Here is a 26,443-nt window from a genome sequence, read left to right on the forward strand (position 1 = left end):
AGGCATAAATGCCTGCTATAGAGAAAAGGTTGGGGGAGTAGATATGATTAATAAAAAACAGAGACTTTCAGTTGGATTCATTTTCATATTTTTTATTAGCAGCTTATTGATTATGCCATCGAATGTCCAAGCCTGTTCTTGCGTAAAACCAGGTACGGTGGAGGAGAGCAAAATCAAAAGTGACGCAGTGTTTGAAGGAACGGCAACTTCCGTTAAAACATCCTCACAATCCTTGTTTCGCTCCTCTGAGAGAGCGGTCAAAGCCAGCTTCCAAGTCAATGAAGTGTGGAAAGGACATGTTGCTCCAACGCTTGAAGTGAAAACGGCTGAAAGCAAAGACAGCTGTGGCTATACGTTTAAAGAAGGAGAACGTTATTTGGTTTACGCAAAAACAACTGGAAAATCGCTACATGCACTCTGCAGCGCAACTTTATTGCATAGTGAAGCAAATGAACATATCAAGCTGCTGGGTATTGGTTCATTGCCGCCGCAGCCGGAGATCCCCTTGCAGAAAACGGAAAGCTCATTAACACAAGGCTGGTACATAGGCCTTGGCGGTGTTGCTGTAGTATCACTCATCTCCGTATTTTATCGTCAACGAAAGCGATCTAAATCAAGAACATAGCAACGATCGTTGTCACACAAAGACCGATGAGCACCGGTTTTAAATTGCGACGCGCAAGTTCAAAAGGATCTACCCCGCAAATGGCTGCAGCAGGGATAAGCGCCCAAGGAATGATTGTACCGCCGCCTACCCAGATTGCAGCAACTTGACCAAGAGCCGTCAAAGTGGCAATCCCGGAGCCTATGGCGTGGCCAAAGAGCTGCGCGATCGAGCCAGCAAGCGAGATACCAGAGAAGCCTGAGCCATCAAGGCCTGTCACTGCTCCGACTACTGTTAACGTAATCGAGCCAACAACTCCATTAACGGGCACGACATGAGCAAGGGCAATGCCGAGGTCATTAACTATTCCGTGCGACGCTTCAGGAAGCTTGTCGCCGAACATGGCCAGAAATCCAGAGTCGCCCAAGTAAAAGAAAGCCGCAATCGGTATAACCGGTCCAAATACTTTGAAGCCGAATAGGAAGCCTTCAATTAAATAACTAGTCGTTTTCTCGAACCCTTTGCCACGGTGTGTCAGCATTGTAATGAACAGCATAATGAGTATGGCTGTTCCGCCAATCAGCGCAGTGGCATCACCGCCTTGAAGCTTAAGCACGAACATGGCTGCCACATCAAGTGCGAATAACAAAGGAATAAGTGCTGCGAGCCAGCGCTTTGTACTCAGTGACAGCGCATTCCGGTCGGCATCGAAGCTGGGGTCGTTTGATGGATCTGGCCCTGCGGCTGAAAGGACAAGTCCATCACGCCATGTACCAAGTTTCTGATCACGTCGCATTATCCAGTAGGCAGCGACGGTTGTGACAACCCCCATGACAATGACTAACGGAATGCTGGCCTGCATGACGGAGCTGACAGGAATACCAGCAGCATCCGCAGTAAGCTTGGGTGCGCCTTGGATGATATAATCACCAGACAAGGCGATGCCATGTCCGAATAAATTCATCGCGACTGCTGCTCCGAGTGCAGGCAGCCCAACACGCAAAGCTACAGGGAGTAAGACGGCACCGATGAGTGCAACCGCTGGCGAAGGCCAGAAGAAAAATGAGGTTACCATCATAATTAAGCCGATTCCCCAGAAGGCGAGCGCGGGTGTTCTAAGAAAACGGGTAAACGGAGATATCATAATCTCGTTTATACCGGTTCGAATAAGGATACGACTCATGGCGACGATGATGGATATAATTAAAATCGTTCCCAGCAATTCTTTTATGGCAAAGATAAAGCTGTTAAAAATACCGCTTACAGAACCGCTTGCCGATGTGGTTGCTAGTATTCCAATTCCTAAGATTCCGGCAATACAAATAAGCGTTGTATCGCGTCGCATCAGCATAAATCCAATGATTGCGATAATAAAGGTCAAATAAACCCAGTGAATCGCCGATAAATGAATATCCATCTCGATCATCTCCTTGTGACATACACGAAACCAGCATGAGCTGTTAATCGTACAGTAATGTATGCATCAACTCGAATAGGCGTTCATCTCGGTAGTAGGTTGATTATGACAAGGAGGTTGCTTATGATTAAACGGGGCGTTTCGATAATATTGCTCTCCATAATGCTAATGACATCTGGGTGTGGTATTATTGATCAAGTAGGTCAAACGGTAAATTTTGCAACAGAAACGACGGATTACTTACAAACGTTAACGGATTTCGGACAAGATATGAATACACTTGCAGAGCAAGCAGTGACGGATTTGGACAAAAGAACGGATTTAAAGGAGAAGCTTCTTGCATTGAAGGAACAGGTTGTCCATTATGAAGGACTGCAGGTACCTGATTACGCAAAAGATATCCATCAATCGATTGCCGATTACAACGCGACGCTGCAGCAGGGTATCGATCAAGCTCTAACGAATATTGAGCAGGGTAGAGCCGCTTTTGAATCGACGGGTATTCCAGATACGATCAACAAAATTAACGAGCTGTTAAATCAAATCAATCAGCTCGCACCGTAATGAACGATGAGAAAGGAAGAACAGAAGTGATTAACATCAATGTATTACAGGCCACTATGACGTATTCGAAAGAAGACGGTTACGTAGGCAATGTTCAATTCGGGGTAGAAGGACATAAGAATGAGTATGAAATTGCACTGCACAGCAAGCGAGGCAAAGAGTGGGGTTATGGCTTGTTTTTCCTTCATGAATCAGGCAAGGAAGAAGAACTGCTGGCACTTGAGGATTTGTTAGAGGAAGATGACGAGCTGTTTGATTTCTTCATCGATACAGCCAAGGAAAAGCTAGTTAAGGAAGAAAAACAGGAATAAAAAATGATTAGAAAAGCTCATGTTAGCACACCGACAGGTGCACTTGCATGAGCTTTGTTTGTTAATGACCGCCTGATGAAGTTAAGCCCAAATGACGTATAATTAATTTGCTTTCCTCATTGAGCCCCGTAAATGAAACTTTCTTGTTCAGCTGCTCATATTTGTTTTTAACCTTCGCTATGGCGGTCACCGCGGATTGATCCCATACATGCGAGCCGCTAAAGTTAATAGTCACATGTGTTGGATCGTCTTTATAATTAAAAAGAGTCACAAAACGACTGGTTGTCCCAAAAAACAACTGTCCGCTTACATGATACGTAAGATTCTTCGAGCGTTCACCTGCGATGGAAACACGGATTTTCGCCATTTTACCAACGAATACAAATGCACTTAGCACAACTCCAGCAAATACGCCTTTGGACAAGTCATGTGTGATAAGAACAATAACTACTGTAACGATCATGATTAACGCATCGGTACGTGGAACTTTATGAATATGAAATACTGATTTCCAATCAAACGTGCTAATAGACACCATAATCATGACGCCGACTAAAGCAGCCATCGGAATTTTATTGACGACATCACTTAATACCATAATAAGAAAGAGCAGGAACGAGCCAGCTACGAAGGTGGAAAGCCTAGTTCGGCCGCCTGATTTCACATTGATAACCGATTGACCAATTAATGCACAGCCTGCCATTCCGCCAAAGAAGCCTGTCACCATGTTTGCAATGCCTTGACCGCGTACCTCTTTGTTTTTGTTGCTTGTGGTATCTGTCATTTCATCAAGGACCGAAGCTGTTAAAAGCGACTCCAAAATTCCTACGATAGAGAGTGAGAAGGAATACGGCAATATGATCCACAACGTATGAAGCGAAAATAACGTATCCGGAATATGGAACAGCGGCAATGTACTTTCGATTAAACCTCTGTCGCCAACGGTTTTGAGATCCGCGCCAATGGCAACGGCTATAATGGAAACGATAATAATTGCAGCCAGCGGTGAAGGTATAACCTTTGTGAATTTAGGCAGTGTATAGATAATGACTAATGTTAATGCAACGAGAGCATACATGATCCAAGTAGCACCCACAAAATGAACAAGCTGGGTAGTGAAGATGAGGATGCCTAATGCATTGACAAAGCCGAGCATGACGGATTGCGGAATGAATTGAATAAGCTGCCCTAGCTTGAGCACGCCCATAATATACTGCAATACACCCGCCAAAATCGTAGCAGCGAACAAATACTCGATGCCATGATCTTTAACTAGAGAGACCATCAGTAACGCCATCGCTCCTGTCGCAGCGGAAATCATTCCGGGCCTGCCGCCAACAATGGAAATAATGACAGCGATGCAGAAGGAGGCGTACAATCCAACCATTGGCCCAACACCTACCATTAAAGAAAAAGAGATAGACTCCGGTATGAGCGCTAACGCAACTGTAATGCCCGCCAAAATATCACCGCGTACATTTGAAAACCAAGATTTTTTTAGTTGTTCAAGCAAAGCAAATAAACCTCCCAAATTGCAGTCATTTGTCTAATTTTACTGACACCAAGAACATAACAAGGATATTGATTGACTTTCCTCTCGCAGAAAAGTCGGGGCCGTTGCACACTGTTCATTATTATACAACAAATAAAGTGAAAACAACGCGGCTCGATATCTTGAGAAAGCGGTTACATCCAGTGAATTCGCCAGTTATCTTGCATTATCTAATTTTCAGGCATAAGGCTAGGAATAGAAAAGAACCACCGCGGCTTGCGATGGTTCTTAAATCTGTAACGGCTACATTGGCCGTTCGATATGATCCTTTTGTTGTTTGCTTTTATAATATTTATAAATGATAAAACCAACAACGATAACAATGATGGCATAAATGACCCATATTAAGTATTTGTAAATATGATCAGAGAGGTCTTGCACTTGATCTCCCACGAACGTACCAATAATAAAGTAGATGAGTGTCCATACAAATGCGGATGGGTAAGCGAAGATTGCGAATCTTTTGTAAGGCATGCGATTCATCCCCATAACATATGGCGTGACATGTCTTAAAAAAGGAAGGCAAAGGCTAAGGCTGATGGCGTAGCCGCCGTACTTTTCACTTAACTGTTCGGATTTAGCGACAAATTTACTTATGTTTTTCTTCTGGCTGAACCAGTTGGACAACTTGCTTCCTGCAAATCTACCGATGCTGTATCCAAAGGTCATCGCGGAGCAAATACCAAGACACGTCATAATAAAAGCGGGTATCGGCGATAATACACCGGATTCAGCTAATGCTCCGCCAGTCATCACGACTGCTTCATTAGGTATGGGCAAACCGATTAAACCAAGACATAAAACGAGGAATAAAGCGAAATAACCAAAATCATCTATTATGTTCAATAATAAATCATACATTGAGCAACATCCTAACCTACCAAAAAATAGAATTTTTATTATTCCACTTCAAACATGTTAACATATCCGAATCCGAAAGGATACCATACATACGATTGGTGAGAGGAAAGGATTCAAATTTAACCATTTCGTAACTAATTGCTTTTCAGGAACAGTTACAATAGGGAATAGGTTTTATGTGTATGAAGGGGCGACTATTCTCATGCTGGATTTCCAAAAAAAGGTGGATGCTTTACGGCGATATGAATCGCTATGTTTTACGGTATGCGTCACAATCTTAATAGAAGAACATGCTTCATATAAAACAGCTGAACAGGCTTTATGTCAGCTTTTTGGCGATCGTGAATTTTGGCGTACAGCTGAAGTTGATCGATCACAATATATATTGCGGGTTTGTACTAAATTATGCATGCAAAAGAAGGAGATTCGTTTATCGCGAACGTCTTGATTGAAATAAATACGTTGATATTTCATGCTTCCAGCGACCATAATAGAAAGGTCGTGTGAATATTTTTTTTATTTATCATGTTATTCACAGAAAGGATGAACAATGAACGCTAATCAGACTCGGAAAAAAGTAACCATTGCATTATTCGTAGCCACATTTCTTGCTGCCATCGAGGGGACGATCGTTAGTACAGCCATGCCTAGCATTACGGGAGAACTTCAAGGAATCCAGCAGTACAGCTGGATTATTTCGATCTATTTGCTCGCAACCGTTATTACTACTCCTGTTTACGGCAAGCTATCCGATCTTTACGGTCGAAAGAAAATTTTTATTATCGGGGCATTGATTTTTCTTGCAGGCTCCATGCTCTCTGGTGTAGCGCAATCAATGAATCAGCTTATTATGTTTCGTGCTTTGCAAGGACTCGGAGCAGGTGCGCTCACGACGATACCTTATACGATCATTGGAGATTTATATCCCTATGAACAGCGTGCGAAGGTACAGGGCTGGATGTCAAGCATATGGGGGATAGCGGGTATTTCAGGCCCATTGTTTGGCGGTCTGTTGGTCGATTACATATCCTGGCGGGCAATCTTCTATATGAATTTGCCGTTTGGAATCGTTGCTATTTATTTGCTCTCCACTTCACTGCGGGAGACATTGGAGAAGAAAAAGAGACATATCGATTATCCTGGCATCATTACCTTTACGATCGCTATGTTCAGCTTCTTGTATGCGATGACGCTAATTCGCGATGCCGATGGTGGCAACGGCGGAAAACTAACGATTAGCGTATTATTTGGTATAGCTGTACTATTTTTCGTCATTTTTGCTCGTATCGAAAAACGTTCTCCAGAACCGATCATTCCATTCCAGCTATTTCGGAATCCGATTATTAGCATGGCGAATCTTAGCAGTTTCTTATTGTGTGTGATCAATGTCGTCATAATATTTTATTTGCCTTTATGGATACAAGGCGTATACGGCAAACCGGCTACCTATTCTGGACTTGCCATGATTCCACTATCCGTAGCATGGCCGCTGGGCTCAATATTAGCAGGAAACTGGATAGCCAAAAAAGGATTGCGCTTTATTAGTGTGGCGGGCTCTTGCTTCTTGTTCGTCAGCAGCATTGGTTTCGCTTTTATGACAGCTTCTACATCCATTGTATTATTTATCATTTATACGTTTTTGGCAGGGCTTTCGTTTGGACTTTCTCTTACATCCATAACGGTAGCTGTATCTTCAGCTGTCGGCTGGGAGCTTCGTGGATCTGCTGTGGCCAGCAACAATTTCATTCGTACACTCGGCCAGACCATTGGGATTACTGTGTTTGGTTTGCTGCTTCATACCGGTCAAGCTGATCGAATTGAAGCAACGGTTCTTGCAGGAAGCTTGCATACGATATTTATATGGGTAGCGGTATTATCTGTTTTTGTTGTATTTGTATCCATTGGCATGCCTAAGATTAAGCAGCCTGAACAGCAGCAAAGAAATGCTTCTTAGAAAGGTCGATTAAACAGATGAATCCAATTGATTTGGAAGCTAGTAACAAGCTGTTAGCCGAATGGAAAATGAAATCTGTTATCGTGCTTCAAGGACAAAAGCTGCTTGGCGAATGGTATGAGAGCGGACAGGATTCAATCGGTCCGCTCTATTCTTGTACAAAAAGCGTCTTATCCTCGTTGATTGGAATCGCGATTGATAAACATTTTCTTAAGAGTGTGGACGAGCCCATTACGAATTATTTGGAGCATCCGCAGGAAATAAGCGAAGCGCTCAGCCAAATCTCTATCAAGCATTTGCTGACGATGACGCCTGGGTTTGAATGGCCTGACTTTGACAAGCCATATAAAGCCTTGAAAGCAGCGAAAGATCCCATACAATTTGTATTTAATCAGCCGCTGATTTCTGAACCTGGAACGGCTTTTGCTTACAATTCGGGAGGATCTCATCTGTTGTCTGCGATATTGACTTCAGCGACTGGGATGCCGGCTCTTTCGTTTTCCAAAGATTATTTGTTTGGTCCGCTTGGTTTTCGCAGTGCGAGATGGATGGAACGGGCAGGTATTAATGAAGGCGGAACCGGGCTTCAATTGTATGGCAGAGATCTTGCGAAGATTGGCAGTTTATTTGTAGGTAGTGGACATTTTGACAACGAGCCGCTGCTGTCAGCTTCATGGATAACAGAATCGACTCAGCTCCATCATCGCGGATTGATGCAGTATGAACCGCCGATATATGGCGGCTATGGCTATCATTGGTGGTATTCGCCGGAGAGTCACAACGGCCAATGCGATTGTTATTTTGCTTTTGGCCATGGCGGTCAATATTTGCTCATCGCGCCAGAGCATGAGCTTGTGATCGTCGTTCGAAAACAAATAACGAAACGAAATGAGGCAATATGGTCAAGACGCCTTATATTTGAACATATTATTCCGTCTTGTTTAGGAACAAATAAACAATAAACGGTATGTGAATAAATCAAAAGCCGCTCCAAACGCGATTTTTTCGTGCTTGGAGCGGTTTTTTGTTCTTTTTGCTGAATTGAATTTTTTCGATGGAACATTAATGTCGCATTAATGTTAAGTAGTTCCACGAATTCGTAGTAAAGCATATAAATATTTAAAGAAACGTATTGCCTAACGATCGAATCTGCATTATTATGTTAGATAACCTTACACAAAGAAAGTAAATGCCTCCATTGTCTTTCCGTTTGTAGGATGACGGTGATGCTGTAATTAATAAAGGCAGAATATTTGGTGAATTTAACATACTAGCACTTGAGGCATGAGGGGGAATTTTTGAATGACAACTATACTTATTCGGAACGCAGTAGTTATGACTATGAACCACGACAATCAGATTTTCACAGGTGATGTCTTAATAGAGGGAAGCCGAATTGCCCAAATGGGCGAACGGTTGGACACACAGAATGTTGAACGTGTTATTGAAGCAGGCGGAAAAGTGCTGCTGCCCGGGTTTGTACAAACGCATATCCATTTATGCCAAACGCTGTTTCGAGGGAGGGCTGATGATTTATCGCTCATTGAATGGTTGAAGGAAAAAATCTGGCCGCTTGAGGCTGCTCATAGTGAGGATTCTGTTTACTACTCAGCCATGCTCGGAATTGGCGAACTGATTCGCAGCGGTACAACGACAATTCTGGATATGGAGACGGTTCATTATACAGAATCGGCTTTCCAAGCTATTAAAGAAAGCGGCATTCGAGCTCTCTCTGGAAAAGTGATGATGGATCATGGTACGGAGGTGCCGCTTGCTCTGCAGGAAAATACTCAAAAATCGCTGCAGGACAGTGTGGATCTTCTCGAAAAATGGCATGGTGCTGAAAATGGGAGAATTCAATACGCCTTTTGCCCGCGTTTTGTTGTTTCATGCACCGAGGAATTGCTTATTGGCGTACGTGACTTGTCTGCTAAGTATGGCGTAATGGTGCACACGCATGCATCAGAAAACCAGGGTGAAATTGCAATGGTTGAGGCGGAACGCGGAATGAGAAATGTCGTCTATCTCGATCATATTGGACTTGCGAAGCCGAATCTCATTTTGGCACATAGCATTTGGTTAGATGAGGAGGAAAAAAGAATTATACGGGAGAGGGGAGTCAAGATTACTCATTGTCCGGGCTCTAATATGAAGCTTGCGTCAGGCGTTGCAGAAATTCCGCATCTTCTTGAGCAAGGGATTGATATTGGCATTGGTGCGGATGGCGCGCCTTGCAACAATAATTTGGATATGTTTCAGGAGATGCGCTTAACCGCTTATATGCAAAAGGTGAAGCATGGTCCTACGATTATGAATGCAAAAACGGTGCTGCGGATGGCGACGATGGGCGGAGCGAAGGTGCTTGGCTTAGAAAATGAGATTGGCAGTATTGAGACTGGTAAACTCGCAGATTTGCAGCTGCTTGATTTGGAGGATTTCCATGTGTATCCATCATTTGATGCTGATTGGTATTCAAGAGTTGTTTATGCGGCGACAAGAGGCGATGTTGATACCGTTCTTATTGATGGGCAAGTGGTCATGGAAAACAAGATCGTGAGGACGGTTGATAAAAAAGTTGTCTTAAAGGAAGCGGATCGCTCGCTCAAAAAATTGATCGCTCGATTGTAGCTGATAGGTTGAAGGCTAAGCTAATGATTACGCTGCGAGGGCTAAATGTGCTAATGCTAATGGAGGGATAGCGGATGGATATGCATGATGTATTGGAATCGTTGAAGGCAAGCGACGAGCCGAGTGTGCTCACTACCATTGTATGTGTTGAGGGTCATTCCTATCGTAAGACCGGAGCGTCGATGTTGTTCAGCTTCAGCGGTGATCAGATTGGATCAGTTAGCCCTGGCTGCTTGGAGCAAGATCTGTTGGAAAGGGCGGCGGGGGTATGGGATTCCGGTCAATTCATTTGTGTCGATTATAATATGAAGCCTGAAGAGGATGCTATATGGGGTGAGAGTGTGGGCTGCGGCGGCGAGATTCGCATGTTGCTGGAGCCTGTGGAAGGACGATTGCGGGCGATTTTGCTTGAAGCGAAAACAAAAAATGATGCCGGTATTTCCGTTAAGCTAATGCGAAGCTGGGATGAAAAAGAAATCAGCTACGCTCTTATTGATAACCTTGGTGATCACTCACTGGTGGACTATGAAGATGAACTGAACAACAATTCCAATCAAATGACGATCGTAATTACGCCTAGACCTCGTTTGGTGTTATTCGGGCTAGGAAAAGACGCGGAAGCTATCTATTCGTTAGCGATACAAATTGGCTTTCGTGTTATAGCAGCTGATTGGCGGCTGGCGTTATGTACGAAGGAAAGGTTTCCACACGCCGAATGTGTGATTGGATCTCCCGTACAAATTATGGAGCAGGTGCAACTCCGTCCAGATGATTATTTAATCGTATGCAGCCATAATTTGTCTCAGGATAAGGACATGATTAGGCTTGCACTGCCTCTAAAGCTTGTTTACATCGGCGTTCTTGGTTCAAAGAAGCGGATAAGGATGCTGTTTGAGACCTTTCTCATTCCATCCAATGTACACGCTCCGATAGGCCTCTCCATTCATGCAGATGGACCGTATGAAATAGCTGTCAGTGTTGCGGCTGAATTAATTGCCATACGTGCAGCAAGGAAAGGCAGCCTGCGACAGGAGGGGAGCAAACATGCGAATATCAGCCCTTTATTTAGCAGCAGGACAGAGCAGACGTATGGGAGTTCGAAAGCAATCGCTCGAGCTGTCGAAGAACAAGCCGCTGGCACGGATGGGGCTGCTGGCTCTGTTATCCAGCGATCTTCATGAAATCAAGGTTGTTGTTAATCCCGAAGATTCAAATGATTGGATAGGAGCAGAGGATAGTGCTGTAAGTGCTGCTCATCATTTTCGGTCAAGCGGCGTCACTGTGATTGAATGTGCGGAAGCGCAGAAGGGATTGTCCTATTCGATCCGCTGCGGCCTTGAAACGCTTCTGAGAGAGGGAGCTGCGCTTGATGCAGTTGTGGTTGTACTCGCTGATCAACCCTTTATTACTTCCGGAATGATTAATAGGCTTATCCGTTGCTGGAGCGAGCGTCCGGCTCTCGATTTTGTCGCAACCGCAGTGCATGAAGCGAATGAAGGGGAAATTGTTCTAATGCCTCCGGCGATATTATCCCGCTCCATGTTCGATCCTTTATTTCAATTAAAGGGCGATGCTGGAGCTCGTAAGTTGTTCGAATCAACTGAATTTCAAGGCTATGGGCTGCTGGCGTTAGATCGTGAGACATTATTTGACGTAGATACGCCAGCAGATTTTGCTTTAGCTAAAAAACGATATTTGGGTTTGACTAAAGAGTGCTAGTGCTACCTTTTTTAGCAGATCACTTCGGGCCAAACAAATGGTACGCAGGCTTGCAATGACCATGTTTGGAGCGAGGGTACGCACTTATTTAGATGCAAACGGATCGGGGGAGTAATGTGAACATGAATGCTCAGGAGATCATGTCATCTCCTCTTGTATGGCATCCTCAGACGGCCGCAGAGGCATGGCTGCTTAAACAAAGCTATGGGTTTGATGGATTATATATTTCAGGTGGAACCTTGCTTCGAACGCAGTGGGAATCTGGTGTTTCCGCTATCCCGAAACATTTGATCAATTTGAGTGCTATTCGTGGATTAAATGAAGTTAAAATCGGCGAATCAGGCGTCATTATTGGCGGCCAAGTGACTTTGCAGGCTTGTCGGACGAATGCATTCCTGCAGCGTAATTTCCCACTAGTCAGCGATGCTGTACGCGCAATAGCAGCGCCGTCCATAAGGCATTTAGCAACGATTGGCGGCAATGTTTCCTCCTTAATTGGTGACGCTATTCCCGCTCTCCTTGCCTATGATGCTGAAGTGATTTGGTACAACGGTGTAATAGAGCAGCGCGCTCCTCTATCCAGCTATTTGCTTCTAGCAAACGATCGGGCCCAAGGATGTGAGAGATTGCTCCTCAGCATCGTCCTGCCTTTTACACGATTAAAGGAAGAGAGCACGGCGTGTGGGGATGAAGAGGAAAATACCATTTCGAAAATCAAGCATTTTGGCGCCTACCATAAAGTAGGACGTCGTGAAGCATTTACTCCTTCTATTGTAACTGCAGCCATATTAGGCGCGATTTCGTCCGCTGGCGTGCTCATGGAACTAAGAATCGCGCTTGGAGGAGGACAAACGCTTCCGCAAAGACTAGAACGATTAGAAGCAGAAATCGTAGGAGCGGCTGTGGATCATCAGCTTCTTCAGCAAGCCTATGATTGTATTTTGCAAGAATACGAACCTAGGGAAGATTTATTCGCATCATCGTCGTATCGGAAGATTACAGCAGCTAACGTCATCGCAGCGGAGCTTTGGAAGGCAGCTAGAGATTGAGGAATGACAGGAAGGAGTGAGCGTATGCTCTTAAACCGCACAAGCAGCGGAGGTAGATGGCGAATCCGTCCTGATGGTCCAGGTAAAGTAACAGGCAGTCTGGCTTATTTAACCGATATGACTAGGGAGCATATGCTTTATGGCCTTGTTCTACGAAGCGAATATCCTCATGCGCGTATTCTGTCCATTCATACAGATAAAGCCAAGCAACTAACCGGTGTCCACGCCGTGCTTACCTTTGAAGATATCCCTGGATTAAATGCTTTTGGCATTGCGCATCCTGACCAGCCTGTTTTATGTGAGGAGCGAGTGAGATATGTGGGTGATGCAATAGCGACAGTAGCAGCTGAATCCCTTGCCATTGCACAAAGAGCTATTGCACTTATCGAAGTTGAATATGAAGTTTTGCAGGTAGTGGATGATCCTGAGCACGCGCTGCGGGATGATGCACCTCTGCTTCATCCAAAAGGCAATGCGATGCACCGGGCATCCTTTCATAGAGGGAACGCTGAGGCTGGATTCGAGCAATGTGCTTGTATCATAGAGGAAACCTATTACACGCCGCGCCAAATGCACACCTATATGGAAACGGAAGGCGGCTTGTTCGTGCCGGAGGCGAATCATCGGTTAACGGTATATTCACCAACGCAGCACGGCTTTATGGATCGTATGCAATTATCACGTATTTTAGCTGTACCACAAGAGGATATTCGGATCGTATCCAGCCCCATTGGAGGTTCTTTTGGCGGAAAGGACGAGTTGAATGTGCAGCCTTATGGGGCACTGCTCGCCACTTACACAGGAAAACCAGTCAAGATGCATAATTCGAGGCAGGAATCGGTTCGTGCTGGCTTAAAGCGGCATCCGATGAAAATTACGATGAAAACGGGCACTGACGCAGCAGGGAAATTAATTGCTCACCAAGTCAGACTTATTTCTGATACGGGTCCCTATTCAACGCTTGGAGCCGAGGTGCTTAATTTTGCTGTAGAGCATGTTATAGGTCCTTATCAATACGAGCATTTGGACGTTGAAGGCGTATCGGTATTTACGAACAACGGCATGTCGGGTGAATTCCGAGGTTTTGGCGGCAATCAAGCTATCTTCGCACTTGAGGGACAATTGGATCGACTGGCTGAGCAGCTTGGCTTAGAGCCTTGGGCATTTCGCCAATTAAATATGCGCCAAATGGACGATCTTGGCCCATTTGATCAACCGATCGTGATGACCGAAGGTGCCGAGCGAGTATGGAGCGCTATAGCAAAGAGCCCATTAATGCAGGAGAAGCTGCAAACCAAGTCACGAAGCAAAGATGGCGCAGAACCTTGGGTGAAAACGGGCATCGGAGCCGCTTTTACGATGCATGGCGCAGGACTTGGGGTTGGTATTCCTGACCCTGCAGGCGGTCGCTTAGAGCTTGCGGAAGACGGGAAGATTGAAGCCGTATTCGGTTATGAGGAGTTTGGGCAAGGTCTCATTGCATCGCTGGAGCAGATGCTCATCGAGCAGTTCAAGTTAGGAGCAGATGATTTGCGGATCATTATCGGCGATACCGATGTCGTGCCAAACAGCGGTTCAACTACGGCTTCACGTGCAACAGCAATGATGTGGAAATCACTTCAAAAGTTAAAGCAGCCATTTACAGAGCAGTTGCTAAAACGAGCTGAAGCAGCGTTAAGACAGCCTGCTCAAGAGCTGCAATTGGGTGAAGGCGGCATAAGAGAGACGTCGAGCAACGCACTGCTGCTTACCTACCAAGAGCTCGCCGAAGCTTGCGATTCCCCTATTCGCTGTGAAACTTCTTTTTCATTTCCAATCTCACCTACAGAACGTGTAGGAGCACATTTTATGTATACCTATTCGGCCGTAGTTGTAAAGGTTGAGATTAATACGCTGACAGGCCGAGTTAAGGTGCTGCAGCAGTATCATGCGGTAGCGGCTGGACCTGTCATAAATCCACAAGGCTTCCTCGGTCAAATCGAAGGAGGCAGCAGTATGGCTCTTGGTTTTACACTTATGGAAGATGCGATTATGGAAAAAGGACAATATATTACGCAAAATTTGGATACGTATCTTGTTCCGACGATCATAGACCAAAAAGGGTTAGTAGAAGTGGAAGCCATTGAGCATTTGCCTGAGGGGGATGATTATGGGCCACGCGGTATTGGCGAGGTCGGATCGGTTACTCTAGCACCAGCTATCGCAGCTGCTATTAGGCAAGCTTGCGGGAAGTGGGTAACTAAACTGCCGGTAGACCCTGCTTTTTTGCAAGAAAAGCCATTATTTCTTATGAAGGGGTGAACGGAGATGAGCGATCATACTGCAAAAGCCCAAACACCGTTTGCACTCCAATGCTTCATTAATGAACAGGAGCTTAAGATTGAAACGGCAGCTTCCACCAGATTGCTGAGCATATTGCGTGATGACTTGGCGCTTACGGGGACGAAGCGATCATGTGATATCGGCAGGTGCGGTGCATGTATGGTATTGATTGACGGCCAGGCGGTCAATTCTTGTTTAACGATGGCTTATCAATGCACTAGCAAGCGGATTACTACGATAGAAGGTATTTCGTCAGAGGGGATCGACCCGATTGGGCAAGCCTTTCTAGAGGAAGGCGGCTTTCAATGCGGTTATTGCACACCGGGAATGATCGTTTCCGTTAAAGCGCTGCTCGACCACCAGCCAGAACCGTCAGACGATGAAATTGCAGAAGCCTTATCAGGTAATTTGTGTCGCTGTACTGGATATGGCGGAATATGGAGAGCTGTGAAACGTGCCATTGAAGGGAGGCGTCAAGCGATATGAGTGATAGGCATGAGATCGATTCACGAGGGGTACTGGAAATGAAAATAAATATGGATCAAATCAATGCATGCACCCGCGAGCAGTTCATAACATGGCTTGGAACGATATTTGAGCATTCGCCTTGGGTGGCTGCTTCGGCAAGTGCAGCGCGTCCGTTTGCTTCGGTCGAAGCGCTTCATGACGCAATGATGAACGTTGTGCGGGAATCAAGAGTAGAGACGATTATTGATTTGTTCCGCGCCCATCCCGATCTTGGAACAAGGCTTGCGGTTGCCGAGTATTCCGCGATAGAGCAGCAAGGTGCTGGTTTGGATCAACTGACGGCAGATGAATACGAGCTCTTCCTCGGATTAAATCAAACGTATGTAAAATCTTTTGGGTTTCCCTTTATTTTCGCAGTAAGAGGAAAAAAGAAAGAGGATATACTCGCAGCGATGGAAGCTAGATTATGGCATTCTGCTGCTGAAGAAATAGAGCAAGCATTGCGAGAAATTGAGAAAATTTCCGGATTTCGTTTAAGAGATCTCATCATGGAGTAGAGAAAGGAACGATCATTATGCTAAAATTACGCAGCGGACGAACATTATATTATGGCAAAGGCGATGTGCTGAGCTACCGGACATACGCAATACCGCTTTCTGTTAAATCGATTCCTCAATCAACTTATACGGGTGATCCTAATATTATTTTTGCTCATAACATAACCTTCTCTGTGAGCAGCGAGGTGCTGCTTACCTCCTTTACGGAGGGTGACAATGCGCAGGTCGTAGCTACTGACTCGATGAAAAATTTTATATTACGGCAAACTGCTCATTATGAAGGAAGTACAACAGAGGGATTGCTAGCTTTCATAAGCGAGCGATTTATGGAGCGTTATTCGCATATAGATGCGATTGAGATTCGTGCGGATCGGCTGCCTTTTAACTCCGTCACGATTGCCGAAGGCAGCAGCTGGAACGATAGCCAGCTTGTGTTTCGAAGATCGCACAACGAGCATGCGAGCGCTTCGCAAAAATGGATACGTACAGCCAATAGCTTGCAACTCGCTGAGCAAGAAAGTGCTTTGTCCCACATTCAGCTCATTAAGGTGAGGGGCAGCTCGTTTTATGGATTCGTTCGCGATGAATATACAACTTTGCCTGAAAGCTATGATCGTCCTTTATTTATTTTCCTTCATATCTTTTGGACTTATGAGCATGCAGAGGATGCTTTGGACAGTCGGCGCGGAAATTATGTTCCATCCGAGCAGATCCATGATTTAGCCCACACGTTGTTCCATCTTGCAAACTCACCTTCCATTCAGTATTTAATCTATCAAATTGGAAAAAGCATTCTTACAACCTTCCCGCAGCTGTCTGAGGTTCGATTCGAGTCGAACAATCGGACATGGGAAACGGTAATGGAACCTGAGCATTCCGCAGCAGCAGGCGTGTTTACTGAACCACGTCCGCCTTATGGCTTCCAAGGATTCACTCTTACAAGAGCTGACCTGATTGAGGGAGAGTGATGCAGTGTGAACGGGAAAGTTACGACGCATGTTCTTGATCTTGCTGGAGGCAAACCGGTTGTTGGCATAACCATAGAGCTATGGTATTTGGGTGAGGAGAGTGCGGAAGCTGCAAACCAGCCTAGGCTCATTGGTTCTTATCAGACGAATGAAGATGGACGCGTTGATAAGCCATTGCTTCTGGGTGAAAGTATGGAGTGCGGAACCTATGAGATCGTTTTTGCAGCAGGAGAATTTTTTCGGCGATCGGAACATTTGTCAGCAATAGCAGAGAGCATATTTGATGAAATTCCAATTAGGTTCCGAATTCGCGATAAAAACTCGCATTATCACGTTCCATTATTAGTTGCTCCTGGCGGCTACAGCACCTATCGCGGAAGCTAGCTCATTTTGCGTTCATGTATACAAAATATCAGGATAGTGTATGAATATACCGAAAGGAGATTTGACGATGGCGTTAATGAATGAAAAAACTGCAGCTATGACAACGTTATTGTCGCAGCTGCCAAAGGTTGATTTGCATGTGCATTTAGATGGGAGCGTAAAGCCGGAGACCATTAGGGAGCTCGCTATAGAGCAAGGGAATCCTTTACAAATAGATTCGGAAACAGAGCTTCTGTCTCATATGCAGGTTGGAGAAACTTGCGAGAGCTTAAAGGAGTATTTGGACAAGTTTGGTTTTGTCTTGCCGTACTTGCAAACGGGATCAGCGTTAGAGAGAGTTGCATATGAGCTTGTTGAGCAGGCTGCAAACGATAAGGTAAGCTATATTGAAGTGCGCTTTGCTCCTCAGCTGCATCGCACACAAGGCTTAACCATTCAGGATGTCATCCAGCATGTGATAAATGGCTTAAAGCGCGGTGAGCAAGCATTTGGCACGGTAGCTAGAGCAATCATTATTTGTATGAGGCATCATTCCTATGCGCTCAATAAGGACGTTGTTGAAGAAGCAGCGCGATTTTATAATAAAGGAGTCGTTGCCGTCGATTTGGCTGGTGACGAGGCAGGATTTCCCGCCAAGCTGTTCCTTCAGCTCTTTGAAGAGGCACAGCAGCTGGGGCTGCCGATTACGATCCACGCGGGAGAAGCGGCAGGTGCGGAAAACGTGCGAGTCGCTGTCACAGGCTTAGGTGCTGTACGTATCGGCCACGGCATTCGAATGCAGGAAGACCCGGAGGTCGTTGCTCTCGTGAGGGAACGGCAAATACCTTTGGAGATGTGCCCGCTCAGCAACATCCAGACAAAAGCTGTTCCAAGCTGGGACGCGTATCCGATCCGCCGTTATTTGGAGGAAGGGATCATTGTTACAGTAAATACAGACAACCGAACGGTTTCGAATACGACGATTCAGAAGGAATATGAGCAGCTGGCTGAGCATTGCGGCTTAACGATGAATGATATCGCCAAAATCGTGCTAAACGGCGCAAAGGCTGCTTTCTTAGAGGAAGCAGAGAAACAATTATTGATTGCTAAGCTGGAAAATGAATGGGCAGCAAAAGGATTTAAGGTTTAACAAAATATAAGGTAAAAGGCTTCACGTCAGATTTTGACGTGAAGCCTTTGTTTTTGCCCCTAAATCCTTGAATTTTTTGAAAATGTTTCATCTGAGCTTTGACAGATAGACATTACTCCCAATCGCAACCATTTTCTGCTATATCCTGTGCACCTTGGGCTTTGTAATCCCTTACATCATGAACTAAGATGGAAAAAGTTATTAATTGTGTTTCGGGAGGGATTCACATTAGTCCAGTTAAACGATATTTACTATGGGCAAAACCTTATTGGTGGTCGATAGGACTTATCATTTTGTTAGGTATGGTTCAATTCGTTGCACCTCTATCAACACCCATCTACACGCAAATTTTGCTCGACGATGTACTTGCAGGCAAAGGGGACTGGGGGCTTTATCAAATTGTAGGCATCATGGCTATTATTTTATTTTTTGGTGTTATTGTCAGCTTTTTAAGAAATTATTTCTCAGCTATGCTTGGCAATCGGATGATGAAGGATCTTCGCGAGCAGCTGTATCATCATCTGCAAAAAATGCCTGTCAGCTTCTATGATCAGAGGCAAGTAGGAGGAATATCCTCTAGAGTCATTCATGACATCGGAGGAGCACAAAACTTGATTGGCGGGGGCATCATTAACCTTGTTCTCGATTTGTTTATGGTGCTTTTTGCGGGGTTTCTGTTATTTCGGATGAATGTGTACTTAGCATCGCTTTCACTTATTATTTTGCCTTTCTATTACTTGTCATTTACGAACATGAATGTGCATATTCGGCTTGCATGGCGTTCGGTTCATCGGCAGATGGAGCGTATCTCAGGCACTCTTGTCGAGCGTATGGCGGGGATACGGATCGTGCAAGCATTCAACGGTGAAAGACAGGAGCGGGCCCGGTTTGGCAAGCAGACAAAGCAGCATTATAATCATACGGTGTACGCTCATTTATTCTCAAATGTGCTTGGCAGGCTTAGTGAATCGTTTGCCCATATCGGCGGCATTATCATTTGGCTCGGCGGAGGCAGCTTAGTGCTTGCAGGTAAAATGACAGCAGGTGAAATCATCGCTTTTCAATTGCTGCTGGGCAATCTTTATGGACCGATACAGCGATTCGCAGATGTTAATGTCACCATTCAAAACTCGATTACAAATATCGAACGAGTGTTTGAGATGCTTGATGAGAAACCTTCGATTAAGGAGTCAGAAGATGCGCTTCCTATGCCAAGGTGTGATGGGCATGTCGTTTTCGTTAATGTTACCTATAACTATAAAACACGAAATATAATACCTCCACAAACCGTTAACGGAACTGAAGACACGGATATCATCGAACGTGAGAAGGCGACGAAACGGTTTTATTGGAAACCAACGAATGTACATCCATTCCCGCCGGAAGTCACGATTGAAGAAAGACAGGGCATAAAGGACATTACGTTTGAAGCGCGCTCCGGCGAAGTGATTGCGCTTGTGGGGCCAAGCGGCGCAGGCAAATCGACTTTAATCAACCTTATTCCGCGATTTTATGAGCCTGTAGAGGGTACGGTATTTATTGACGGCGTCGATGTGCGTGATTACAATCTGGATGATTTGCGAAAGCATATTGCATTGGTTTTACAGGAAAACATACTTTTCTCGGGCACGATTAGGGATAATCTGGTTTATGGTCGACCCGATGCTACGGATGACGAGGTTGTCGCAGCTGCAAAAGCAGCAAATGCCCATGATTTCATTATCGCGTTTAAGGACGGTTATGAAGCTGTCATCGGCGAACGAGGCATGCGATTGTCGGGCGGACAAAAGCAAAGGCTGGCCATTGCGAGAGCGATTTTGAAGGATCCCAAAATATTAATTTTGGATGAAGCGACATCTGCTCTTGATTCCGAGTCGGAAGCTATGGTCACAGAGGCGCTTGAACGCCTCATGGTTGGAAGGACAACATTTGTCATTGCGCATCGTTTAGCTACTGTTGTTCGCGCCAATCAGATATTGGTTATCGATGATGGAGAAATTGTACAAAGAGGAAGTCATCGCACGCTGCTTCGAGAAGGCGGACTTTATCGCAAATTGTATGAACAGCAATTGAAGGCAATGAAGCCTGAAGAGATGACAGGATTGGCGCAATAAAGAACAATAGAAGAGGCTGCCTTTCAAGGTCTAGATCTACATTGACCTTGAGGGACAGCCTTTTTTGTTACGAGGCATTTTTGTACTCATTCGAGGTTTGAAACCCAATTGGCTCAGAGTGCCTGAATTATTTCAAAAGCCATAGCGAAGGAACATTAGAAGGTTCCCAGCCTACAAGCGAGGTATGAGATTGACGACACTCGTATGTGGAGCCATTGTACGAAACAAGTGTACCTGTTGTGTATGCTGTATTGGCAGCCCAAGGTGCAGCCGTTGAAGCGGCAGCCGTTGTTCCAGTAACCGTGCTTGCAGCGGAAACATTACCGGCAGCATCGATCGCTTGAACATTAAATGTATAAGCTGTGCTTGCGCTAAGTCCTGTAACCGTGTAGAAGGTTGCAGTGCCGGCTACTGTTGTAACTAACGTTGTTCCGTTATAAATGCGGTAGCCTGATACTCCTACATTATCAGTTGATGGGTTCCACATAAGCATTAAGCTGCTGGATGTTGGCGCACCCATTACATGAAGGGCGCCTGGTGCAGTTGGCGCTTGTGTATCATTGCCGACTGGAGCGTTCGTTGTAACTGACAGCGAGTTGCTTGCACTGGATTCATTGCCAGCATTGTCGATGGCCTTGACGCTGAATGTGTAAGCTGTATTCGCAGCTAATCCCGTTACATTGTAAGCAAGAGTTGTTCCAGAAACGGAACCAGTTAAAGTGCTGCCGTTATATATCCGGTATCCGGTAACGCTTACATTGTCCGTCGAAGCATTCCATGCCAAGGACACGCTGTTCGTTGTTTTCGCTGTAGTCGTTAAAGCGGAGGGTGCTGTAGGTGCTTGCGTATCAACAGGATTGCTGCCGCTGAAGTTTGCGTCAATGACATTGTAGAAAGCGTTCGGTGTGTCAGCGACTTCCCAAACCGCCAAAATGATATGATATCCGCTGCGTTCAGGTACGTTGCAGCTGTTCGAATAGGAGAATGGAGGCTGCGTGCCGCCATAATTTACAGAACAGAATGGCGTTAAATCAAAGGAGTCCCGAGTTAGCGCAGCATTTGGATTCCAATTTGGTTTTGTTATATAGTATTTCCAGCTAGCTGTTGCATGATTAGCAGTCAGCTTCCAAGTAAATGTATTTGGACCGGAAGACATATTCACTTTCGACCAGCGAGTAGCGGATTGCTCATCAAGTTTAGGGAAAGCGCCATTAGCGCTAGCTATTTTACCGTCAGCAGGACCTGCTGCGGGGAAACCCTTTGGTGCTTCAAGGCTTTGAGGCTCATAAACGATTGGACCACAATCGGTATTTTGACCAGATTTACAAAGTGCAGCACGGCTGGCAGGCCCTTCAACATAACCATGTGCAAAAAGCTGTTGGGAGAATAGCGTCAATCCTAGAGCAGTAATAAGCAGAATGCCAATGTAAGTACGAAGATGTTTTACCTTAAAATGTGATGAACGAATAGTTGACAATGCAGTAGCCTCCTTCAAATTTGGGGAAGATGGAATTGCCGTCACGTCTAAGAGCTGGAATGACCAACGCTTATTCGTTTCGTGTTGCATTTGAGCAAACGTGCAGGAACAAACCTCCTGTTCATAGAGATTGTATATATAAACTCCAAAGAGTTCATATCCAGTTTAGTTTGTGTATTCTGCGCTGTTCAAAAGGGCAATTGGCTCTAGATTGATGAATGGCTAAATCATTTTAGGAGGTCATTACGGGTGTTTAGGGGGGACAAATGTATAATGTGTTTGTCGCTGAACTCAGTGTACTATATTTTCGCGACAATTATGAGTGTATTTTGGAGCATTTAATCAAACTTTTGATTGAATATCACAAATAAAGGATTAAAACGATTATAAAATGACGCTTATGCCGCATGGATAAAGGCTTTTTCGATGAATGGTGAAAGGTATTATTATCATTTTTACATGGATTTTGGAAGATATTCTAGGACTTTGGATAGGAGAAAAATCTCTTTTTACTGAAAAATCCAGCAAAGACAGCCAAATTGCAAAAAAAGTGATTTGACTATGAATCCGATTGAAACAGCAGACATATAGAAAAACATAAAAAAAGGCGAATTTTCATTCCTAATAGAATGGAAATTCGCCTTTATCAATTTAGATATATTTTTAAAATATGAATAGATTATTTCATTGCAGCAGCTGCGCTGTAAACTACAGGGAAGTGCTCGCCTGATAAAATATCTCCCTCATTAACCGTTACATAAGGCACCATGGGATGATTGCTTGTTGGCGAATAGATGGTGTGGCCAGGCATGTAATGAACAGCGATTGCTCTACGTTTAAGCTCGGAGCGGTTGTGCGGGCTGCCATGCCAAGTGAGGCTGTGATGGTAGCCGACCTGTCCTTTCTTTATCTCGAACGGTACAGCTTCAACGACTGCGCCTTCAGGCAGCAATTCTGGCTTGCGATGAAAAGGCATAAAGTCAGGCGTACTTGCTAGATATTTTTGGTGATCGCCCCATCTATGACTGCCGGGTACCATCCACATGCAGCCGTTTTCGATGACTGCATCGTCAAGGGCAACCCATGCACTGACGAGGTCAGCTGGCTGAATAACCGGCCACAGCGGATGATCCTGATGCCATGGCGTCGGTCCACCCGTTACCGGTGGTTTATACTGGATCTGATCATGCCAGACACGAAGGGTATCGGTTTTGCATAATTGTGCGATTTCTTCGCAAATAACCGAATGTCCGGCATGCTGCAAATAAGCATCACTAGCCATCCATATATTTACGATTTGGACTACCTTTTCACTGACGCTCATCTTCATGCCTTTGTATAAGGAGTCAGCTTCTTCCTCACGCATATTGTGGTTAAGAATGGGTTTCTTGACCGCTTTTCCTTCCATAACCAAATCTAGTTCCTCGCGTAAACGTTCAACCTCAGCATCGTTTAAGACCACATCGCCTTTCAAAAAACCATTTTTCTCGAATTCAGCTAACTGTGCAGCATTCAACATACTCTTGCACCTCTCCTCAAGCTTGATTATGATTGTTGATAACCTAATCATAATGAAAGCGTGAAGCATTGTATTTTCCTAAATCAATGAATCATTTGTGTTTTTCTTATCATGTGGAGAAAAGGAGCGCATATGTCTACTATCGAGCTTGAGAAAATAGCGCCAACAGTCAACTTCGCCGTTAGACAAACGGCGGAAGCAGGCGAGAATTGGGGAGTTCGAGTCATTCCCGACTGCCAAATCATGAACGTCATTACGGGCTGTGCCGAGCTATATATCAATAATCAGACCTATACGATCGGACCTGGAGAATGCGTATACTACGGTCCTGATTGTCAGTCCTATTTGAAAGCAACGGAGAAAACGGACTTTTACAGCATTCATTTCAGTTGGCAGCATGATTCTCCAGAGCCTGTGCATCCTGGACTTGGCATTCGGTTTTTCAATTCATGGCCGCCACAGGGTGTTTCTAACAATCCGGTACTTGTGTGCGGGACGGCAAGCCAGCTTCTTATGCCCACATTGTTTGAAGTGCCTGGGCTGGAAGCGATATGGACGCGTATGGTTAAGGAGTATAAAGGGGAGCAGCCGGGGTATACCATGGCACTGCGTGCCTTAATGATACAAGCAATCACGGTTATGTATCGGCATATGCTGGAAGGCAGTTTGTCGGCTAATGCCAATCATAAAATAGAACCTGCTATTCAAGCGATGCAGCTGCAGCCCGATTACAACTGGTCGGTAGCGGAGCTTGCTGCATTATGCGGTTATCATCCTATCCATTTCTCTAAATTGTTCAAGGAAGAAGCGGGACTTACACCGAAGCATTTTATTATTAGAGAACGGATTAAGAGAGCGAAGCAGGCTCTTCTTCTAGGGGAGAAGATGGAGTCGCTTTCGATAAGGCTCGGATTCAAAAGCATTCATTATTTCAGTCATCAATTTAAGGAAGTAACGGGTCTTACGCCGTCTCAATTTCGCATGCTTGGACAAACGAAGAAAACAATAAATGATAAGAAGCAAGAATGAGGTATCGAAATCATCGTATAGTTGCTATACTAGTTGGACATTTGTTTATAGGTATAATTTGAAGGTGGAGATAGAATGGTAGACACGAATAGTCGTGCACAAGAGTTATTCACTGCCTACTACGGCAATTATTTTCAAATGCATCGCGCGGGAGAGCTAGAGGAGTACAAGTCCTACGAGATTGCAAAAGAAACGGAAACGGCATGGTACGATGTTATGATTGCCAAAAATGCCAGTGAGCTGTCGATTAGAAACTGGGACGCTGTTCTTGAGCTGCTGTCGATCGCCAAAAACAATCCAGATCCAATAATAGTAGAGCATGTTATGGCTTTCGCTAATCGTCACGTCAAGTCGTCCGATAGTATCGTAAAGCTGATGTATGCTGAAAATATGATCGAAATAATTAAACTAGTTAGAAGTAAAGCGAGTACCGAGCTGCTTCATCAAGCGTATAAATCAGCCGCTCAGCTTCTGGATGACGTTATGTCGAGTGCGTTGATCATCGATCCGGGTCATGATTTAAAATCGTTAAACCTAAAGGACAAAAAGTCCTTGAATCATAGAGCAGCAATAAATATTGAGATGATAAAAGAAATGCTTGCTGAGGATCAACAAGCTTAATTTTGGAGGTAGATATGAAAAAGACTAACAGGCTCGCTGCCATCGGAATGGTCCTATTGCTCTTGTTTGCATTAGCGATATGGAATTCTTACTCGAATGTAACAGGAGCACAGGTGAAAGTGATTGAGGTTCATGAAACAGCCATCAAAATTCAGGATTTGAGCGGGCATCAAGACATGATTCAAATTCCTAAAGGCATCTATAAACTAATTGAAGTGGATCATGATTATTATATTAAATATGAACACCGAAAATGGGAAAGACCTACGCTCGTTTCCATTGAGCCATAATAAATCTAAAGGGATTGCTCGGCGCGAGTCAGCAATTCCTTTTTTTTATTTACCCATTAATTATGCGATATCGATGTAAAATTTTGTTGCTTCGACCTCACCGTTATGTCAGGATTTAAGTAGACCTATCAATATTACCCAGTACGCCACATAAAAAGAGAGAGGGTTATTTTATGGATGAGAGGGTAGCGAGAATTAGAGAGGAAGAGAAAAAATATCACGAAGTCTGCTATGATGATTATAAATTGTTTGAGGAAGGCTCGTGGCTGCATAAGCCTGTGCTGACGGTTATGAAAAATCTTGACTTACTTGATAAATCAGGCCCGCTATCTGTTCTTGATTTAGGCTGCGGAGTAGGTAGAAATAGCATACCGATAGCAAAGGTATTGCAAGAACATCATATTCATGGACAAGTGGTATGCGTGGATCTCTTGGAGTCAGCCCTCAGTAAGCTAATGAGTTATGGCGAGCAATTTGGAGTGCATCATTTACTAAAGCCTGTTGCAAGCGATATAGGCAATTTTACAATTTCAGAGAAAGAATATGATTATATTGTAGCAGTATCCTCGCTGGAGCATGTGAATACTGAAGCGATGTTGCGTCATACACTGCATCATATGACTGCGGGTACAAAAGATAATGGAATCAATTGTATCATCATAAACACCAATATTCGCGAAACAGATATAAGAAGCGGTGAAAGTCTAGAAGTTCTTATTGAAGTAAATATGGAAACACAAGCGATGGAGCATTTGTTAAGCAAAGCATATATGAGCTGGGAAGTTATTGACCACCACGTCAAACAGCTGGAATTTGCAATCGTTAGAAATGAAAGGGATATTTTGCTGAGCAGTGATTGCATCACTTTTGTCGTCCGAAAGATAGGATAAATTGTACGTTGACAAC

Annotated in this window: 25 protein-coding genes; 20 read left to right on the forward strand and 5 right to left on the reverse strand. The window is 44.6% G+C overall.

Annotation, left to right across the window (positions count from 1 at the left end; translation table 11 throughout):
- The first annotated feature begins 43 nt into the window (after positions 1–43).
- A complete protein-coding gene (locus tag AC1DOV_RS15415) occupies positions 44–625 on the forward strand; it encodes a hypothetical protein (RefSeq protein WP_477511982.1) in 582 nt (193 codons plus the stop codon).
- On the opposite strand, the gene AC1DOV_RS15420 is transcribed toward AC1DOV_RS15415, so the two are convergent.
- Complete coding sequence (locus tag AC1DOV_RS15420; protein ID WP_441885832.1) at positions 609–2,021, reverse strand: hypothetical protein; 1,413 nt, start codon at positions 2,019–2,021, stop codon at positions 609–611. The genes AC1DOV_RS15415 and AC1DOV_RS15420 overlap by 17 nt on opposite strands.
- Positions 2,022–2,144: 123 nt before the next feature.
- Here AC1DOV_RS15420 and AC1DOV_RS15425 point away from each other — a divergent pair, with 123 nt between their 5' ends.
- Both AC1DOV_RS15425 and AC1DOV_RS15430 read left to right on the forward strand, forming a co-directional pair.
- The gene (locus AC1DOV_RS15425) at positions 2,145–2,585 is read left to right on the forward strand and encodes a DUF6376 family protein (protein ID WP_076269304.1); all 441 of its coding nucleotides are present in this window, start codon (positions 2,145–2,147) and stop codon (positions 2,583–2,585) included.
- 26 nt (positions 2,586–2,611) lie between these two features.
- Positions 2,612–2,896: a hypothetical protein gene (locus AC1DOV_RS15430; protein ID WP_430054745.1), complete on the forward strand. Its 285-nt coding sequence runs from the start codon at positions 2,612–2,614 to the stop codon at positions 2,894–2,896.
- 61 nt (positions 2,897–2,957) lie between these two features.
- Here AC1DOV_RS15430 and AC1DOV_RS15435 read toward each other — a convergent pair whose 3' ends face one another.
- Positions 2,958–4,409 carry a SulP family inorganic anion transporter gene (locus tag AC1DOV_RS15435; protein WP_477511983.1) on the reverse strand — a complete coding sequence of 484 codons (1,452 nt, stop codon included), beginning with the start codon at positions 4,407–4,409 and terminating at the stop codon, positions 2,958–2,960.
- Between the two features lie 282 nt (positions 4,410–4,691).
- Positions 4,692–5,309, reverse strand: a complete 618-nt coding sequence (locus AC1DOV_RS15440; RefSeq protein WP_076269307.1) for a DedA family protein — start codon at positions 5,307–5,309, stop codon at positions 4,692–4,694.
- A 550-nt stretch (positions 5,310–5,859) separates the two neighbouring features.
- Here AC1DOV_RS15440 and AC1DOV_RS15445 point away from each other — a divergent pair.
- The 13 genes from AC1DOV_RS15445 to AC1DOV_RS15505 all read left to right on the forward strand — a co-directional run bounded on the left by AC1DOV_RS15445 (position 5,860) and on the right by AC1DOV_RS15505 (position 20,601).
- Positions 5,860–7,263 (forward strand): MDR family MFS transporter, encoded by a 1,404-nt coding sequence (locus tag AC1DOV_RS15445; protein WP_441885825.1) that lies wholly within the window; start codon positions 5,860–5,862, stop codon positions 7,261–7,263.
- 17 nt (positions 7,264–7,280) lie between these two features.
- On the forward strand, positions 7,281–8,225 hold the full coding sequence (locus tag AC1DOV_RS15450) for a serine hydrolase domain-containing protein (protein ID WP_441885822.1): 945 nt from the start codon (positions 7,281–7,283) through the stop codon (positions 8,223–8,225).
- A 340-nt stretch (positions 8,226–8,565) separates the two neighbouring features.
- The gene (locus AC1DOV_RS15455) at positions 8,566–9,891 is read left to right on the forward strand and encodes a 5'-deoxyadenosine deaminase (protein ID WP_477550355.1); all 1,326 of its coding nucleotides are present in this window, start codon (positions 8,566–8,568) and stop codon (positions 9,889–9,891) included.
- A 74-nt stretch (positions 9,892–9,965) separates the two neighbouring features.
- On the forward strand, positions 9,966–11,072 hold the full coding sequence (locus AC1DOV_RS15460) for an XdhC family protein (protein ID WP_477550356.1): 1,107 nt from the start codon (positions 9,966–9,968) through the stop codon (positions 11,070–11,072).
- Positions 10,981–11,610, forward strand: a complete 630-nt coding sequence (locus AC1DOV_RS15465; protein WP_477550357.1) for a nucleotidyltransferase family protein — start codon at positions 10,981–10,983, stop codon at positions 11,608–11,610. The genes AC1DOV_RS15460 and AC1DOV_RS15465 overlap by 92 nt, the downstream gene beginning before the upstream one ends.
- A 122-nt stretch (positions 11,611–11,732) precedes the next feature.
- Entirely contained in the window at positions 11,733–12,659 is a 927-nt protein-coding gene (locus tag AC1DOV_RS15470) for an FAD binding domain-containing protein (protein ID WP_477550358.1), read from the forward strand.
- A 24-nt stretch (positions 12,660–12,683) separates the two neighbouring features.
- Positions 12,684–14,960, forward strand: a complete 2,277-nt coding sequence (pucD, locus tag AC1DOV_RS15475; protein WP_477550359.1) for a xanthine dehydrogenase subunit D — start codon at positions 12,684–12,686, stop codon at positions 14,958–14,960.
- Between the two features lie 6 nt (positions 14,961–14,966).
- Positions 14,967–15,467: a (2Fe-2S)-binding protein gene (locus AC1DOV_RS15480; protein WP_441885807.1), complete on the forward strand. Its 501-nt coding sequence runs from the start codon at positions 14,967–14,969 to the stop codon at positions 15,465–15,467.
- Positions 15,464–16,006, forward strand: a complete 543-nt coding sequence (gene uraD / locus AC1DOV_RS15485; protein WP_477550360.1) for a 2-oxo-4-hydroxy-4-carboxy-5-ureidoimidazoline decarboxylase — start codon at positions 15,464–15,466, stop codon at positions 16,004–16,006. Before AC1DOV_RS15480 ends, uraD begins: the two co-directional genes overlap by 4 nt.
- A 17-nt stretch (positions 16,007–16,023) precedes the next feature.
- Positions 16,024–16,974, forward strand: a complete 951-nt coding sequence (gene pucL, locus AC1DOV_RS15490) for a factor-independent urate hydroxylase (protein ID WP_477550361.1) — start codon at positions 16,024–16,026, stop codon at positions 16,972–16,974.
- A 6-nt stretch (positions 16,975–16,980) separates the two neighbouring features.
- Complete coding sequence (gene uraH, locus AC1DOV_RS15495) at positions 16,981–17,358, forward strand: hydroxyisourate hydrolase (protein ID WP_477550362.1); 378 nt, start codon at positions 16,981–16,983, stop codon at positions 17,356–17,358.
- 67 nt (positions 17,359–17,425) lie between these two features.
- Positions 17,426–18,487 carry an adenosine deaminase gene (gene add / locus AC1DOV_RS15500; RefSeq protein WP_477550363.1) on the forward strand — a complete coding sequence of 354 codons (1,062 nt, stop codon included), beginning with the start codon at positions 17,426–17,428 and terminating at the stop codon, positions 18,485–18,487.
- A 188-nt stretch (positions 18,488–18,675) separates the two neighbouring features.
- On the forward strand, positions 18,676–20,601 hold the full coding sequence (locus AC1DOV_RS15505; protein WP_477550364.1) for an ABC transporter ATP-binding protein: 1,926 nt from the start codon (positions 18,676–18,678) through the stop codon (positions 20,599–20,601).
- A gap of 127 nt (positions 20,602–20,728) precedes the next feature.
- On the opposite strand, the gene AC1DOV_RS15510 is transcribed toward AC1DOV_RS15505, so the two are convergent.
- Together AC1DOV_RS15510 and AC1DOV_RS15515 are read right to left on the reverse strand one after the other, a co-directional pair.
- On the reverse strand, positions 20,729–22,078 hold the full coding sequence (locus tag AC1DOV_RS15510; protein WP_477550365.1) for a lytic polysaccharide monooxygenase: 1,350 nt from the start codon (positions 22,076–22,078) through the stop codon (positions 20,729–20,731).
- Between the two features lie 679 nt (positions 22,079–22,757).
- Positions 22,758–23,597: a phytanoyl-CoA dioxygenase family protein gene (locus tag AC1DOV_RS15515; protein WP_076269320.1), complete on the reverse strand. Its 840-nt coding sequence runs from the start codon at positions 23,595–23,597 to the stop codon at positions 22,758–22,760.
- A gap of 132 nt (positions 23,598–23,729) precedes the next feature.
- On the opposite strand from AC1DOV_RS15515, the gene AC1DOV_RS15520 reads away from it, so the two are divergent.
- The 4 genes from AC1DOV_RS15520 (at position 23,730) to AC1DOV_RS15535 (ending at position 26,427) form a co-directional block, all read left to right on the forward strand.
- The gene (locus tag AC1DOV_RS15520; RefSeq protein ID WP_477550366.1) at positions 23,730–24,626 is read left to right on the forward strand and encodes an AraC family transcriptional regulator; all 897 of its coding nucleotides are present in this window, start codon (positions 23,730–23,732) and stop codon (positions 24,624–24,626) included.
- Between the two features lie 75 nt (positions 24,627–24,701).
- The gene (locus tag AC1DOV_RS15525) at positions 24,702–25,247 is read left to right on the forward strand and encodes a hypothetical protein (RefSeq protein WP_477550367.1); all 546 of its coding nucleotides are present in this window, start codon (positions 24,702–24,704) and stop codon (positions 25,245–25,247) included.
- Between the two features lie 14 nt (positions 25,248–25,261).
- The gene (locus tag AC1DOV_RS15530; RefSeq protein ID WP_477511996.1) at positions 25,262–25,537 is read left to right on the forward strand and encodes a hypothetical protein; all 276 of its coding nucleotides are present in this window, start codon (positions 25,262–25,264) and stop codon (positions 25,535–25,537) included.
- A 173-nt stretch (positions 25,538–25,710) separates the two neighbouring features.
- The gene (locus tag AC1DOV_RS15535; RefSeq protein WP_477511997.1) at positions 25,711–26,427 is read left to right on the forward strand and encodes a class I SAM-dependent methyltransferase; all 717 of its coding nucleotides are present in this window, start codon (positions 25,711–25,713) and stop codon (positions 26,425–26,427) included.
- The last annotated feature ends 16 nt before the right edge of the window (positions 26,428–26,443 follow it).

The organism is Paenibacillus sp. 01T47, assembly GCF_056398245.1.

Coding starts and splice junctions, on each gene's coding strand:
- AC1DOV_RS15415 (WP_477511982.1), top strand. CDS start 44: ATGATTAATAAAAAACAGAGACTTTCAGTTGGATTCATTTTCATATTT.
- AC1DOV_RS15420 (WP_441885832.1), bottom strand. CDS start 2,021: ATGGATATTCATTTATCGGCGATTCACTGGGTTTATTTGACCTTTATT.
- AC1DOV_RS15425 (WP_076269304.1), top strand. CDS start 2,145: ATGATTAAACGGGGCGTTTCGATAATATTGCTCTCCATAATGCTAATG.
- AC1DOV_RS15440 (WP_076269307.1), bottom strand. CDS start 5,309: ATGTATGATTTATTATTGAACATAATAGATGATTTTGGTTATTTCGCT.
- AC1DOV_RS15445 (WP_441885825.1), top strand. CDS start 5,860: ATGAACGCTAATCAGACTCGGAAAAAAGTAACCATTGCATTATTCGTA.
- AC1DOV_RS15450 (WP_441885822.1), top strand. CDS start 7,281: ATGAATCCAATTGATTTGGAAGCTAGTAACAAGCTGTTAGCCGAATGG.
- AC1DOV_RS15455 (WP_477550355.1), top strand. CDS start 8,566: ATGACAACTATACTTATTCGGAACGCAGTAGTTATGACTATGAACCAC.
- AC1DOV_RS15460 (WP_477550356.1), top strand. CDS start 9,966: ATGGATATGCATGATGTATTGGAATCGTTGAAGGCAAGCGACGAGCCG.
- AC1DOV_RS15465 (WP_477550357.1), top strand. CDS start 10,981: ATGGGAGTTCGAAAGCAATCGCTCGAGCTGTCGAAGAACAAGCCGCTG.
- AC1DOV_RS15470 (WP_477550358.1), top strand. CDS start 11,733: ATGAATGCTCAGGAGATCATGTCATCTCCTCTTGTATGGCATCCTCAG.
- pucD (WP_477550359.1), top strand. CDS start 12,684: ATGCTCTTAAACCGCACAAGCAGCGGAGGTAGATGGCGAATCCGTCCT.
- AC1DOV_RS15480 (WP_441885807.1), top strand. CDS start 14,967: ATGAGCGATCATACTGCAAAAGCCCAAACACCGTTTGCACTCCAATGC.
- uraD (WP_477550360.1), top strand. CDS start 15,464: ATGAGTGATAGGCATGAGATCGATTCACGAGGGGTACTGGAAATGAAA.
- pucL (WP_477550361.1), top strand. CDS start 16,024: ATGCTAAAATTACGCAGCGGACGAACATTATATTATGGCAAAGGCGAT.
- add (WP_477550363.1), top strand. CDS start 17,426: ATGGCGTTAATGAATGAAAAAACTGCAGCTATGACAACGTTATTGTCG.
- AC1DOV_RS15505 (WP_477550364.1), top strand. CDS start 18,676: ATGGAAAAAGTTATTAATTGTGTTTCGGGAGGGATTCACATTAGTCCA.
- AC1DOV_RS15515 (WP_076269320.1), bottom strand. CDS start 23,597: ATGTTGAATGCTGCACAGTTAGCTGAATTCGAGAAAAATGGTTTTTTG.
- AC1DOV_RS15520 (WP_477550366.1), top strand. CDS start 23,730: ATGTCTACTATCGAGCTTGAGAAAATAGCGCCAACAGTCAACTTCGCC.
- AC1DOV_RS15525 (WP_477550367.1), top strand. CDS start 24,702: ATGGTAGACACGAATAGTCGTGCACAAGAGTTATTCACTGCCTACTAC.
- AC1DOV_RS15530 (WP_477511996.1), top strand. CDS start 25,262: ATGAAAAAGACTAACAGGCTCGCTGCCATCGGAATGGTCCTATTGCTC.
- AC1DOV_RS15535 (WP_477511997.1), top strand. CDS start 25,711: ATGGATGAGAGGGTAGCGAGAATTAGAGAGGAAGAGAAAAAATATCAC.